Here is a 13,362-nt window from a genome sequence, read left to right on the forward strand (position 1 = left end):
ACCCACCTCCCACGGATTACCGGTTACGAACTAGATGCAGGTGGGCAGGCGGAAGTTACCGATCGGCAGTGGGAGCGGGTGATATGCAGGGGGCATGGAGACGACGGACTACGACCTGATCGTGCTGGGCGCCGGAGCTGTCGGCGAGAACGCGGCCGATCGGGCGGTGCAGGGTGGGCTGACGGTCGCGCTGATCGAGAGCGAACTGGTCGGCGGCGAGTGCTCGTACTGGGCCTGCATGCCGTCGAAGGCGCTGCTCCGATCGGGCCAGGTCCTGCGGGCCGCGCAGCACGTCGGGGGCGCGGCTCAGGCCGTGACCGGCAAGCTCGACGTACAGGCTGTGCTGGACCGGCGGAACTCGTTCGCCAGCAACTGGGACGACGCCGGGCAGGTGAAGTGGGTCGACGGCGCCGGCATCACCCTGGTTCGCGGTCACGCGCGGCTGTCCGGCGTCAAGGAGGTCACGGTGACCGGGGCCGACGGCGGTACGACGGTGCTCACGGCCCGGCACGCGGTCCTGGTGTCGACCGGCTCGGACCCGGTGATCCCGGACATCGAGGGCCTGCACGAGTCCGAGCCCTGGGCCAGCCGGGAGGTCACCAGCGCCAAGTCGGTGCCGGACCGGATGGTGATCATCGGCGGTGGCACGGTCGCGGTCGAGATGGCTACGGCGTACGCCGGTTTCGGCACCGAGGTCACGGTGATCGCGCGTGGCAAGCTGCTGACCTCGCTGGAGCCGTTCGCGGGCGAGATGGTCGGCGACGCGTTGCGCGAGCTCGGCGCGACGGTGCTGACCGAGACCGGGACGAAGAGCGTCCGGCGGACCGACGGCACGGTGTCCGTGGAGACGTCGGACGGGAAGACGATCGAGGCCGACGAGCTCGTGGTCGCGACCGGGCGGCAGCCGCGGACCGACGACATCGGGCTGGAGACGATCGGGCTGACGCCGGGCGACTGGCTGCCGACCGACGACACCATGCTGGTCGAGGGATTCGACTGGCTGTACGCCGGTGGCGACGTGACGCATCGGGCGTTGTTCACCCACCAGGGCAAGTACCAGGCCCGCGCCGCCGGTGACGTGATCGCCGCTCGCGCGAACGGCAAGCCGGTGTCGGACAAGCCGTGGGGCACGCACGTCGCGACGGCCGACCACGAGGCCGTGCCACAGGTGACGTTCACGGATCCCGAGGTCGCCTCGATCGGGCACACGGAGAAGACCGCGCGCGAGGCCGGGTACAACACGCGGACGGTCGACTACGAGATCGGCAACGTGGCCGGCGCGAGCGTCCGGCAGGACGGCTACAAGGGCAAGGCGCGGATGATCGTGGACGAGGACCGCAAGGTGGTTCTCGGCGTCACGTTCGTCGGGCCGGAGGTCAGCGATCTCTTGCAGGCGGCGACGTTCGCGGTCGTCGGTGAGATCCCCTTGGACCGCCTCTGGCACGCCGTACCGGCGTACCCGACGGTGAACGAGATCTGGCTGCGGCTACTGGAGACGTACGGGCGTCCCTAGCGAGTGCGAGCTGCGTGCGCCCGGACCTTCGCGCGGTTGCCGCAGGTGGCCATCGAGCACCAGCGGCGGCGGCCGCGGGCGTCGAGGAAGAGCCAGCCGCAGGCGTCGCCCGGGCAGCGCCGGACGTAGGCCCGCGACGAGCCGGTGAGCAGGTCGGCGGCCAGCAGCGCCAGGTGATCCAGCGGGAGGTTGAGGTCCTCCGGCAGGTCCCAGTTGGCGCTCAGGCCGTGCAGGGTCGGCATCGGCAGCAGCCGCCGGTGCGCGGTGGCACGGGCGATCACCCGCTCCACCGCGGCGAACGACGACGTCGCGGTCGAGTCGGTCAGTACGTCGTACAGGTCGGCTCTGAACTCCAGCGCCGCCTCGAACCGCCGGGCCGCGTCGGTCGGGCGGCCGGCGGCCTGCTCGATCAGCCGGAAGACTCCGGCGTCGGAGAGCAGGCCGACGTACCCCGTCCAGATCACGAGCGTCTCGAAGCTGGTCAGCCACTCCGTGCGGGCCGGCCCACGGTCGGTCCAGTCCGACCGGGTGTTGAGGAAGTCCAGGACGGGATCCGCACCGACAGGTTTCGGCAGGACGACGCCCTGGACGAGCTCGAGGTGGGACGGCAGCGCGGACATCGGATCAGCGCGGGGTCTGCGTGGTCGTCGTCGGCACCGGGAGGCTGATGTTGCCGTTCTGCGGGATCACCATGAACTGGATCTTGCCCGACTCGATCGCGGTTTTCAGCAGGTAACCGTTCGAACCCAGCATCGCGACCTGCTGCTTGACCGACTGCAGCTCGACGTTGACCTGCTGGTTCTTCTGCTCCTGGGCCTGCTTGGCCAGCTCGGCGCGCTGCTTGGCCTCGAGCCCGTCGATGATGCCCTTGTCCAGCGGGTTCGGCTTCTGGATCGTGAACGACAGCTCGCCGCAGGCGTTGTTGCCCGTGTACGACGGGCCGCAGAAGTAGTCGCCACCGACGGCGGCCGGCAGCAGCCGGGTGAACTCCTTGGCCGCAGCGGTCTGGAAGGCGGACTTCTTCGCCTCGTTGTTGTAGAGCTCGGCCCAGTTGTAGTTCGTGCCGACGGCGGCCAGCGCACGGTCGATCTGCGGGCGGAAGTAGGACTGCAGCATGTCGTTCCAGCCGCTGTCCTCGTACGCCTCGGTCTTCAGGCCGATCCGCTCGTGGAACGACTGGAGCACGGCCTCCTCGCGGTTCAGCGTGAAGTAGACCTGAACGCGGACGCCGAGCCGGACGTTGTCCTTGCTGACGACGGTCACCTCGTCGGCGTTGTCGGTGTCCGCACCCGCGCCGCCGATGATGTACGAGCGCTGGTCGATCGGGTAGCTGTAGACCGTGTCACCGGGACCGATCAGCTGGTTGGTCGCGCCCGGCGGGATGATCGACTTGAACTTCTTGTCCTCGACCACGCCGCCGCCGTAGTGCAGGCCGATCTTGTTCGCGTCGGTGTCGGCGAAGTTGAACAGGTTGGCCAGCACGATGATCAGCAGGACGAGGACGACGCCTCCGCCGATCAGCTTGCCCGCGACGCCGCCCTTCTTCGTGACGGTGGTGGTCCCCAGCTTGGCCATCAGGTGTCGAGCTCCTTGCGTTCGGTCAGCCGCCGGATGTCGGCGAGCGTCAGATCTGCGGTGACCGCGACATCACGCGGTACCGACGGGTGGGAGCTGAGCGTACGCAGGCCCTGCTCCGCCGCCGCGACCGCCTTCTCGAGCGACCGGACCTCCTGCACCAGCGCCTTGGTCTCGCCGGTCAGTTCGATCACGGACCGCTCCGCGAGGGTGGCCCGGCGGTACGACGCCCACGCGAACCAGGCGGTTCCGACCAGCAGGATCAGTACGGGCAGTCCGAGCCTGAACACCATGCCTCCCATGGGACCACGAACCGCGTTCATCTGTCGGCGAAAACTGGTTGAACGCGCCCGGGTCGCGACGTAAGTTCTGAGTACACGCGAAGGGAGGTGGTCCTTGCATGATGTGCAACCGGACTCGTGAGGTGGCGGCGGTCTGACCGTCAACCACTAGCAGTAGGTGGGCTATGTGGTCAGGCAATTCAACGCCTGCCACCGGACCCGCAGGCAGCCAGGAAAGTCCGCCTGGCCCAGCGTTCGACCACCCGGTCGTGTCGATGGAAGTGTCTGCGGGTCTTTTTTATTCTGCCGGCGGGCAGTCCAGGCCCAAGGCTTCGCCGATCTCCCGGAGCTGAGCCTCGAAGTACGCGCCGGCGTCGTCGAGCGCCCAGTGCAGCTGGCCGAAGACCTCCATGCAGATCAGGCCGTAGAGCCGGGTCCAGTAGGTCAGCGACAGGTAGACCGCGCCCGGCGGCATCCCGTCGAAGAACTCCGACTTCTGGCAGAGCTGCTCGACCAGCTCCGGACCGAGCAGCTCCTCCGGCGGACTCGGGAACGGCTGCTGCCGGTAGACCTTCGCGACCAGGTCCTTGAACACGGCCCCGAACCGCATCGCCGCCTGATGGCTCGGCGTGAGCTCGTGGTCGTCGGCGCCCGGGTTCGGGACCGGCGCTCCGAACAGCAACCCGAACTCGGCCGGGTGCTCGAGCGCCCAGGTCCGGAGACCGCCGGCGACCAGGAACAGCTGCTCGCCCAGGTCGCCGCTCGTGTCGCGTTGGGCGATCAGGTACGCCGTCAGCTCGTCGTACAGATCGGCGATGACGGCGGAGATCAGGTCCTCGTGGCTCGCGAAGTACCGGTAGAGGGCCGGTGCGCTGAGGCCGAGCTCGCGGGCGACCGCGCGCAGCCCGACCGCGCTCGCGCCGCCGGCGACCAGCAGCTTGCGGGCGGCCGCCTTGATCTCGATCACCGTCGCGGCGCGCTGGCGATCCCGTCTCGTTTCCACGCTCATCTCCCTTGACAACTGCGTGAACACCGTTAACAGTTAACGGTGTTCACCATCGCGACCACTGTTCAATGTACGCCCTCGGGAGGGGTCCTGTGTTCGAGACGCTCGGACGGTTCACGTATCGGCGCCGTCGCCTGATCCTCGCCCTGACCAGCGTGTTCGTGCTGGCCGCCCTGGTCTGGGGCACGGGCGTCTTCGGCTCGCTGGCCAACGGCGGGTTCGAGGCCCCGAACACCGAGGCCGCCCGGGCGGTGAAGACGATCGAGCAGACCGTCGGCCGGACCGGGACCGACGTGATCGTGCTCTACCGCAGCTCCGAGCTGACGGTGGCCGATCCGGCCTACCGGCAGAGCGTCGAGAAGCACCTGAACGGCCTGCCGCGGGAGGACGTGGTCAGCAGTGCGACGTACTGGTCGACCAAGTCTCCGGCGTTCGTGGCCGACGACAAGCGCACGACGTACGCCGTACTGACGCTGGCCGGGGCCGATCCCGAGCAGCGACTCGAGTCGTTCCACAAGGTCGCCGACGCGGTCCGGGCGGCGCCCGCCGGGCTGGACGTGCAGGTCGGCGGCGAGACCGCGGTCTTCGACGAGGTGAACACGCAGACCGAGCACGACATCGTCCAGGCCGAGACGATCTCGCTGCCGATCGTGCTGGTGCTGCTCGTGGTGGTCTTCGGCGGTCTGGTCGCGGCGAGCCTGCCGCTGTTCGTCGGCGGGCTGTCGATCCTCGGCGCGTTCGTGGTGCTGCGCGGGCTGAGCCTGGTCACCGACGTGTCGGTGTTCTCGATCAACATCGTGACGATGATCGGCTTCGGGCTCGCGATCGACTACGCGTTGTTCGTGGTGACGCGGTTCCGCGAGCAGCTCGCGGCCGGCGACGACGTCGAGGCCGCGCTGGTCCGGACGATGGGTACGGCTGGGCGGACCGTCGCGTTCTCCGGGATCACTGTGGGGGTGGCGATCTCGAGCCTGGTGCTGTTCCCGGTGATGTTCCTGCGTTCGATGGCGTACGGCGGCGCGGCGGCCGTCGCGGTCGCGATGATCGCCGCGCTCACCGCGTTGCCGGCGCTGCTCGGCGTACTCGGGCATCGGGTCAACAAGCTGCGGCTGCCGGTCTTCCGGCGTCATGCCGGCGTCTCCGATCACGGCGCTTGGTACCGGCTCGCGCAGAACGTGATGCGGCGTCCGGTCCGGTACGTCGTCGTACTGGTGCCGTTGATGCTGGTGCTCGGGATTCCCTTCCTGCAGGCGCAACTGGGCGGGGTGGATCACCGGGCGCTGCCGGACGGGGCTTCGAGTCGTGAGGTGACCGAGACGTTGCAGCAGGACTTCGCGGGGGCGGGCGGATCCGACGTACTGGCGGCTGTGCGGTTCTCGTCGCCGCCTGCTGATGTTGCTGCTGCGTTGACTGGGTATGTCTCTGAGCTGCAGCGGGTCGGGGATGTGGAGAGCGTTCGGGTCGGCGGTTACGCCGACGGCGTGGCGTCGGTGATCGTGCACACGCACTACACGGCGCAGGAGTTGCCGGCGCGGGATGTCGTGCACGGGGTTCGTGCTGTGGCCGCGCCGCCGGGAACGTCTGTGGAGGTTGGTGGCGAAACCGCTGCGCTTGTTGACCTGCTGGATGTGTTGGCGGAGCGGGCGCCGTGGATGGCCGGGTTCATCGTGCTGATCACGTTCGTGCTGCTGTTCGTTGCCTTCGGCTCCTTGGTGCTGCCGGCCAAGGCGCTGCTGATGAACGTGCTGTCGCTGTCCGCGTCGTTCGGGGCGATGGTCTGGATCTTCCAGGACGGCAATCTGTCGGGGCTGCTCGACTTCACCCCGGCGGGGTTCCTCGACGCGACCAACCCGGTGCTGCTGTTCGCCGTACTGTTCGGGCTGTCGATGGACTACGAGGTGTTCCTGCTCAGCCGGATCCGCGAGGAGTACGACCGGACCGGCGACAACACGCAAGCGGTCGCGCTCGGGCTGCAGCGGACGGGCGGGATCATCACCAGCGCCGCGTTGCTGCTGATCATCGTGGTCGGCGCGTTCGCGACGTCGGGCATCGTGTTCGTGAAGATGATCGGCGTCGGGCTGGTGATCGCGATCCTGCTCGACGCGACCGTCGTACGGGCGTTGCTGGTGCCGGCGACGATGCGCCTGCTGGGCAAGGCGAACTGGTGGGCGCCGGCGCCGCTGGCGCGGTGGTGGCAGCGGCACGGCTTCCGGGAGGAGCCTGCCGCGGAGTCGCCGAAGGTCACGGTTGGAGCCGGAGCAGCTCCCAAGTAGTCCCCTGGCGGCGGTAGGCCAGCCGGTCGTGCAGGCGACCGGTTCGGCCTTGCCAGAACTCGAAGGCGGTCGGCTCGATCCGGTAGCCGCCCCAGAAGTACGGGGTGGCGATCTCGGTGCCCTCGGGCCACTGCCGTTCGTACGACGTGTACTGCAGGTCCAGCTCCTCGCGGGACTCGACCGGCTGGGACTGCTGCGAGGCCCAGGCACCCAGCTGCGAGCCGCGCGGGCGGCTGCCGAAGTACGCGTCGACCTCCTCGGCGGGGAGCTTGGTCGCGGTGCCCTCGACGCGGACCTGGCGTTCCATCGCGTGCCAGGGGAAGACCAGCGCGCACGCCGGATTGGCAGCGAGGTCGTCGGCCTTGCGGGACTGCTGGTTGGTGTAGAAGGCGAAGCCGCGCTCGTCCAGGCCCTTCAGCAGCACGGTCCGGGCCGAGGGTTTGCCGTCGGCATCGACGGTGGCGAGCACCATCGCGTTGGGCTCGGTCAGACCGGCCTCGGTCGCCTGAGCGAGCCAGAGGCCGAACTGCTTGATCGGATCGGCGTCGACCTGGTCCTCGAGCAGTTCACCGAGTCCGTAGGTCTGCCGCATCTCTGCTAGGTCCACACCGCTGAGACTAGTGCGGGCGGTCCTGGGAGCCGGGGAAGGTGTTGCCTGGCTGCCGGCCGGGGCGCTGGCCGGGCTGTTGGCCCGGCTGCTGGCCTGGCTGGTACTGGCCGGGCTGGTACTGGCTCGGTGGCTGCTGGCCGGGGTGGTACTGCCCCTGCGGCTGTTGGCCCGGCTGGAACTGCCCGGGCTGGTACTGACCCGGGTGGAGGCCGGGCTGGGCCTGGCTGTCCAGGTAGGCCCGCGGCATCTCCCGCTTCGAGTCGGTCACCATCCGCCGTAGACCGACCACCAGCAGCACGATCCCGAGCACCACCAGCGCGCCGTCCACCAGCAGGAGACCTCCTCCCCCGCGGTACCGTACGCCCGGCAGCTCGAACAGCTTGATCAGGTCGATCACCGACCTGATCGGCAGCACCTGGATGGCCGTCGCGGCGACCGTCATCAGCAGCCCCGCCCCGGCCATCACGCCCGCGCCGAACGAGCGGATCGACATCAGCCCGCCGAGCACCAGCCCGATGACGACCAGCAGCACCAGCCAGGGCAGCGTCTCGGACTGCGCGTCGTCGAACCGCTGCAGCCGCCGCGTGTACAGCTCGGTCCCGGCGTACGAGCCGAGTGCCACCGTCAACCAGCCGAGCAGGATCCCGGCCACCACGCCGATCAATGCTTTCGGGTTCATCTGTCGAGGGTAGGCGCCGAACCGGTCACAGATCTGTCCGCGCGGCGAGGCTGCGAACTATGCTGCCGGAGCGCCTATCCGAGACAAGGGAGTCACAGGCTGATGTCAGATCCGAAGACCGAAGTCCAGCACGGCCTCGAGGGAGTCGTCGCGTTCGACACTCAGATCGCCGAGCCGGACAAGGAAGGGTCGGCACTGCGCTACCGCGGCGTCGACATCGAGGATCTGGTCGGCCGCGTGCCGTTCGAGAACGTCTGGGGCCTGCTGGTCGACGGCGCCTTCACCCCCGGCCTGCCGCCGGCCGAGCCGTTCCCGCTGCCGGTGCACACCGGTGACGTCCGCGTCGACGTCCAGTCCGCGCTGGCGATGCTCGCTCCCGCCTGGGGTCTGCGGCCGCTGTACGACATCGACGACGTACAGGCCCGCGACGACCTGTCCCGCGCCGCGGTGATGGCGCTGTCGTACGTCGCCCAGGCCGCCCGCGGCATCGGTCAGCCGATGGTCCCGCAGCGCGAGGTCGACAAGGCCACCACGATCACCGAGCGGTTCATGATCCGCTGGCGCGGCGAGCCCGACCCCAAGCACGTGAAGGCCGTCGACGCGTACTGGACGTCGGCCGCCGAGCACGGCATGAACGCCTCGACCTTCACCGCCCGCGTGATCGCGTCCACTGGTGCGGACGTGGCCGCTGCGTTGTCCGGTGCCGTCGGCGCCATGTCCGGCCCGCTGCACGGCGGCGCGCCGGCCCGGGTGCTGACGATGATCGAGGGCGTCGAGAAGAGCGGCGACGCCCGCGCGTACGTGAAGGGCCTGCTCGACGACGGCGAACGCCTGATGGGCTTCGGCCACCGCGTCTACCGCGCCGAGGACCCGCGCGCCCGCGTCCTTCGCCGTACGGCCCGCGAACTCGACGCGCCGCGCTACGAGGTCGCCGAGGCCCTGGAGAAGGCCGCCCTCGCCGAACTCCGCGAACGCCGCCCGGACCGCGTCCTCGAGACGAACGTGGAGTTCTGGGCCGCGATCGTCCTGGACTTCGCCGAGGTCCCGCCGCACATGTTCACGTCGATGTTCACCTGCGCGCGGACCGCGGGCTGGAGCGCCCACGTGCTGGAGCAGAAGCGCACCGGCCGCCTGATCCGCCCGTCGGCCATCTACTCGGGCCCGGCAACGCGGCCCGCCACGGACATCGAAGGCTGGAAGGACACCTGGGCCTGAGCACCAGGCGCCGCCTGTGGATAACTTCGGTCGTCAGCGGCCCACCGCTTGTACCCTCAACATGGAAGAAGGGGGCGGCGGGCGGCGGCGCAGTCCCCGGCCCCGAGCAGTCATTCATCGCACCGGTCGGTCGTCGCTCGGCGACCGACCGGTGCGTTGTTTGTACTGTCGGCTGAAGTACGGAACGTCCGTGTAGCCAAGCGCCGCGGCTGTCTGCGTGACGGTCATGCCGCTCTCGGCCAGCAGTTGGTGGGCGCGATCGATCCTCGCCTGGATCAGGAACTGCGCCGGCGCTCGGCCGTGCTGGGACACGAACCGGCGGGTGAACTGTGCGCGGGACAGCGCGGCCGCCTGCGCCATCTCCGCGACCGACCAGTCTCTTCCGGGGTCCTGGCGGATCGCCTGCGCCACGTCGTCGACCGCTTGGTCGCCCGCGGTGCGCCCGGTGTCGTGCGCGGCTTCCCAGACGGTGGCAAGTAGTTGCTCCAGGCAAAGTTCCGCTTGTCTGGCGCCCAGCGCGTCCTGCCTCCTGTACGCCGCGTCGGCCGCCTTGGCCAGTGCACTGAGCAGCACGCGATCCTGCACCTCTCCCCACCGGGTCATCGGCACAACGTCTGCCGTACGCCAAGCCTTGTCCACCGGCTCGAAGTGCATGCCGAAGACCAGCAGCCGGCGCTTCGGATCGTGGCCTGCGGTCGGTGCGTCGCCCGGCGCGAACACCGCGCAGCTTCCCGGTGTCAGCTCCTTGACCCGGCCGTCCAGCTCGAGCCGGCCGATCCCGTCCAGCACGCACCACAGCAGGTGATCGCCGAGCGGCGGCGACACCCACGTCCAGCCCGGCTCGCACCGCCAGAAGGTCGGCGGCGAGAGCAGCCGCACGCTGCTCCGGAGCCCGATCGGTTGCGTCAAAAGTTCAACCTCTTGCGTCGTTCGTGCATCGCCGTTCGCGTTGTCGGCTTACAGACTAGAGGCAACGGAGGAGGCTGGGATGAGCGTTTCGTTCAAGGACGAGTTCGAGCGTGACGGGTACACGATGGCGCGCGGGCTGTTCGGTGCCGCGGAGGTCGAGCAGCTGCGCGAGCACTACATGGTGCTGCGCCGGCGCGACCGGTACGCCAACGACGTCGTCGGTGTCGACTCCGGCAACCGCGACCCGCTCAAGCGGTACCCGCGGATGGCGCAGATGCACCGCTGGGACGAGCTCTCGCTGCAGTGGATGATCGACGACCGCCTCGACCAGGTGATGACCGCGATCCTCGGGCGTTCGCCGTACGCCGTGCAGACGATGATCTACTTCAAGCCGCCGGGCTCACGCGGGCAGGCGCTGCACCAGGACAACTTCTACCTGAAGGCCGAGCCGGGCACGTGCGTGGCCGCGTGGATGGCGCTGGACCGCGTCGACGTCGCGAACGGGTGCCTTCAGGTCGTCCCCGGGAGTCACCGCTGGCCGATCCTGTGCACGGAGAAGGCGGACACGAAGGTCAGCTTCACCGACATCACCGTGCCGCTGCCCGCGCCGGCCGCCGCCGTACCGGTGGAGATGGAGGCGGGCGACGTGCTGTTCTTCCACGGCGCACTCGTCCACGGCAGCGCGCCGAACGTCACCGAGGACCGCTTCCGGCGCGCGCTGATCGGCCACTACATCCAGGGCGAGGCCGAGGCAGTCGCCGAGTACTACCACCCGGCGCTCCGGATGGACGGTACGGCGCTGGAGCTCGGCGTCTCGGAAGGCGGCGGCGCCTGCGGCGAGTGGGTCGAGACGGACAACGGGCCGGTCGCCGTACTGACAGGCACGGAGTCGACGACCCGCAAGCACGAGTAGCTCAGCGACCGAGGCGCTTCTCCTGGTCCCGCTCGTGCCGCAGGTAGAGCCCCGCAGCGGTCGACACGCTGGTGAACAACCAGGCCGCAACACCAGCGTCGTCGGCCACCCCGATGATCGGCAGCAGCTCAGGCAGTACGTCGATCGGCGACACCAGGTAGAGCACCGCAAACCCCCACAGAGCCATCCGGCTCGTCGGCAGCCCCGGGTACTCCCCTTGCCGCGCCGCCCGAATCAACCGAGGCAACGCCTTGGCCCGCTCGAACACGTCCCCCACCGGCTCCGGCTCCCCCCGCTCCCGCCGACGGCGCCGCACAACCTTCTTCCGCCAAACCCCCAGCCCGATCGCAGCCGCCCCCACCACGAGCAGCCCGACCCCAAGCCCCACCGCCGGCACACCGGCCACGTCACCGTCCCGGAAGACAAGCGTCACCAGCCCGATCAACGCGAGCAGCCCACCGAAGAACACCATCCAGCAACTCTAGGGCTCCGGCCCCTCACGGGCTGCTCCGCAGCGGGTCACAGCAGGCGATCCCGTACAGCGGTGATGTGAGTGTCCCGGGAGACCGGGCCGCCGAACCGCAGGCGGTCGTAGTCGGTGAACTCCGGTTCGAGCGCGTCCAGCTCATCCACCAGCGGCGCGAGCTGCACCGCGTCGGTCGTCCGGTCGATGGCCTGGACGAGCTCGCCCTTGCGCTGGATCGTCGTCGGCGTGACCGAGTGCAGACACACGTACTGGCCGCTGAGGTACGCCTCCCACTCCTCCTGACCCGTGGCGGGATCAGGCCAGTGCGCCACGAACCACTCGCGGACGTGCTCGAGCCCGACCTTCGCCGCCGGCTCGAACAGATCCGACGGCACCATCTCCGCGCCGTCCGAGCGCAGGTAGCTCGGCATCGGCAGCCGCCGGTCCAGCATCCAGCCCCGAACCTCGTCCACGTCGTGCCCGGTCTCCTCGCACAGCTCGCCCAGCACCCTGTACTGGCGGGTGACGTACGCGTCGTCCGCGGCCGTCATCGGGTGGGTGCCGTTGACCTCCAGGTACCGGTGTCGTACCGCCTCTTGACTCATGCCTGCACAGTAGGCCCGGGTTGCTTCGGCGTACGGCGAAGTGTGCGGGGACCGCGCCCGGCTTCCGTGTCCGGGATTTGGGGTGGGTGGAGGGGCGTGTCGGGGGTGTGGAAGACTGGAGAGTGCTGACAGCGTCGTCGGCGAGGAACCAGCCAGACGACGAAGGGACACCGCTGGTGACCAGCGACATTGTCATTCCCGCAGAGCTCAAGCCCGCCGACGGACGGTTCGGCGCCGGGCCGTCGAAGGTCCGGCCCGAGGCTGTTGCCGCGCTGGCGACCGAGGGCGCGAAGCTGCTCGGCACCTCGCACCGCCAGGCCCCGGTGAAGAACCTGGTCAAGCGCGTCCAGGACGGCGTCGCCGACCTGTTCAACCTGCCCGACGGGTACCAGGTCGTGCTCGGCAACGGCGGTTCGACCGCGTTCTGGGACATCGCAACGTTCGCGCTGATCCGGGAGAAGAGCCAGCACCTGAGCTTCGGTGAGTTCTCCTCGAAGTTCGCCAAGGCGTCCCAGCAGGCGCCGCACCTGGGTGAGCCGTCGGTGATCAAGGCCGACCCGGGCACCCGTCCGGTCGCGGTCGCCGAGGCCGGCGTCGACCTGTACGCCTGGCCGCACAACGAGACCTCCACCGGCGTGATGGCGCCGGTCAAGCGCGTCCAGGGTGCCGACGAGGGTGCGCTGGTCGCCGTCGACGCGACCTCCGGTGCCGGCGGTCTCCCGGTCGACCTGAACGAGGTCGACGCGTACTACTTCGCCCCGCAGAAGTGCTTCGCCTCCGACGGCGGCCTGTGGATCGCGATCCTGTCCCCCGCCGCGCTGGCGCGGGTCGAGGAGATCACCGCGAGCGGCCGCTGGATCCCGGCGTTCCTGGACCTCGCCACCGCTATCGACAACTCCAGCAAGAACCAGACGTACAACACGCCGTCGCTGTCCACGCTGTTCCTGATGGCCGAGCAGACCGACTGGATCAACAGCCAGGGCGGCCTGGAGTGGAGCGTCGCCCGCACCACCGACTCCAGCAACCGGCTGTACACGTGGGCCGAGAAGTCCGACTACGCGACGCCGTACGTCGAGGACGCCGACGCCCGCTCGCTGGTGATCGGCACGATCGACCTCGACGACTCCATCGACGCCGCCGCGGTCGCCAAGACCCTGCGCGCCAACGGCATCGTCGACACCGAGCCGTACCGCAAGCTGGGCCGCAACCAGCTCCGCGTCGCCATGTTCCCCGCCGTCGACCCCGACGACGTGGAGAAGCTCACCCAGGCCATCGACTTCACCGTCGACGCCCTGCGCTGACCTGTACGTCGAGGGG

14 protein-coding genes are annotated in these 13,362 nt (G+C 69.3%); 5 read left to right on the forward strand and 9 right to left on the reverse strand.

Translation table 11 applies throughout. From position 1 onward, the window contains the following. The first annotated feature begins 94 nt into the window (after window positions 1-94). Window positions 95-1,513 (forward strand): dihydrolipoyl dehydrogenase family protein, encoded by a 1,419-nt coding sequence (locus ACYVIO_RS30835; protein ID WP_460654431.1) that lies wholly within the window; start codon window positions 95-97, stop codon window positions 1,511-1,513. Here the strand turns inward: ACYVIO_RS30835 and ACYVIO_RS30840 are convergent. The 4 genes from ACYVIO_RS30840 to ACYVIO_RS30855 form a co-directional block, all read right to left on the reverse strand. Beyond that, window positions 1,510-2,133 carry a CGNR zinc finger domain-containing protein gene (locus ACYVIO_RS30840; RefSeq protein WP_460654432.1) on the reverse strand — a complete coding sequence of 208 codons (624 nt, stop codon included), beginning with the start codon at window positions 2,131-2,133 and terminating at the stop codon, window positions 1,510-1,512. The two genes, ACYVIO_RS30835 and ACYVIO_RS30840, sit on opposite strands and share 4 nt — an antisense overlap. A gap of 4 nt (window positions 2,134-2,137) precedes the next feature. Then, window positions 2,138-3,088: an SPFH domain-containing protein gene (locus tag ACYVIO_RS30845; protein ID WP_460654433.1), complete on the reverse strand. Its 951-nt coding sequence runs from the start codon at window positions 3,086-3,088 to the stop codon at window positions 2,138-2,140. Further along, window positions 3,088-3,381, reverse strand: a complete 294-nt coding sequence (locus tag ACYVIO_RS30850) for a hypothetical protein (RefSeq protein ID WP_460654434.1) — start codon at window positions 3,379-3,381, stop codon at window positions 3,088-3,090. The genes ACYVIO_RS30845 and ACYVIO_RS30850 overlap by 1 nt, the downstream gene beginning before the upstream one ends. A gap of 286 nt (window positions 3,382-3,667) precedes the next feature. Then, window positions 3,668-4,378: a TetR/AcrR family transcriptional regulator gene (locus ACYVIO_RS30855; protein ID WP_460654435.1), complete on the reverse strand. Its 711-nt coding sequence runs from the start codon at window positions 4,376-4,378 to the stop codon at window positions 3,668-3,670. Window positions 4,379-4,467: 89 nt separating this feature from the next. On the opposite strand from ACYVIO_RS30855, the gene ACYVIO_RS30860 reads away from it, so the two are divergent. Next, on the forward strand, window positions 4,468-6,648 hold the full coding sequence (locus tag ACYVIO_RS30860; protein WP_460654436.1) for an MMPL family transporter: 2,181 nt from the start codon (window positions 4,468-4,470) through the stop codon (window positions 6,646-6,648). On the opposite strand, the gene pdxH is transcribed toward ACYVIO_RS30860, so the two are convergent. Then, window positions 6,617-7,255, reverse strand: a complete 639-nt coding sequence (gene pdxH, locus ACYVIO_RS30865) for a pyridoxamine 5'-phosphate oxidase (RefSeq protein WP_460654437.1) — start codon at window positions 7,253-7,255, stop codon at window positions 6,617-6,619. The genes ACYVIO_RS30860 and pdxH overlap by 32 nt on opposite strands. A 10-nt stretch (window positions 7,256-7,265) precedes the next feature. Further along, window positions 7,266-7,937: a hypothetical protein gene (locus ACYVIO_RS30870; protein WP_460654438.1), complete on the reverse strand. Its 672-nt coding sequence runs from the start codon at window positions 7,935-7,937 to the stop codon at window positions 7,266-7,268. Window positions 7,938-8,039: 102 nt separating this feature from the next. Between ACYVIO_RS30870 and ACYVIO_RS30875 the strand changes: the two genes are divergently transcribed. Continuing rightward, the gene (locus ACYVIO_RS30875; protein WP_460654439.1) at window positions 8,040-9,152 is read left to right on the forward strand and encodes a citrate synthase 2; all 1,113 of its coding nucleotides are present in this window, start codon (window positions 8,040-8,042) and stop codon (window positions 9,150-9,152) included. Window positions 9,153-9,266: 114 nt separating this feature from the next. On the opposite strand, the gene ACYVIO_RS30880 is transcribed toward ACYVIO_RS30875, so the two are convergent. Further along, entirely contained in the window at window positions 9,267-10,061 is a 795-nt protein-coding gene (locus ACYVIO_RS30880; protein WP_460654440.1) for a helix-turn-helix domain-containing protein, read from the reverse strand. 79 nt (window positions 10,062-10,140) lie between these two features. On the opposite strand from ACYVIO_RS30880, the gene ACYVIO_RS30885 reads away from it, so the two are divergent. Further along, complete coding sequence (locus ACYVIO_RS30885) at window positions 10,141-10,974, forward strand: phytanoyl-CoA dioxygenase family protein (RefSeq protein WP_460654441.1); 834 nt, start codon at window positions 10,141-10,143, stop codon at window positions 10,972-10,974. 1 nt (window position 10,975) lies between these two features. Here ACYVIO_RS30885 and ACYVIO_RS30890 read toward each other — a convergent pair whose 3' ends face one another. Continuing rightward, complete coding sequence (locus tag ACYVIO_RS30890) at window positions 10,976-11,446, reverse strand: YkvA family protein (protein ID WP_460654442.1); 471 nt, start codon at window positions 11,444-11,446, stop codon at window positions 10,976-10,978. A gap of 47 nt (window positions 11,447-11,493) precedes the next feature. Then, window positions 11,494-12,045, reverse strand: coding sequence for a DUF6058 family natural product biosynthesis protein (locus ACYVIO_RS30895; RefSeq protein WP_460654443.1), 552 nt, complete (start codon window positions 12,043-12,045; stop codon window positions 11,494-11,496). Window positions 12,046-12,221: 176 nt separating this feature from the next. On the opposite strand from ACYVIO_RS30895, the gene serC reads away from it, so the two are divergent. Then, window positions 12,222-13,346: a phosphoserine transaminase gene (serC, locus tag ACYVIO_RS30900; RefSeq protein WP_460654444.1), complete on the forward strand. Its 1,125-nt coding sequence runs from the start codon at window positions 12,222-12,224 to the stop codon at window positions 13,344-13,346. The last annotated feature ends 16 nt before the right edge of the window (window positions 13,347-13,362 follow it).

Source organism: Kribbella endophytica (assembly GCF_054781295.1).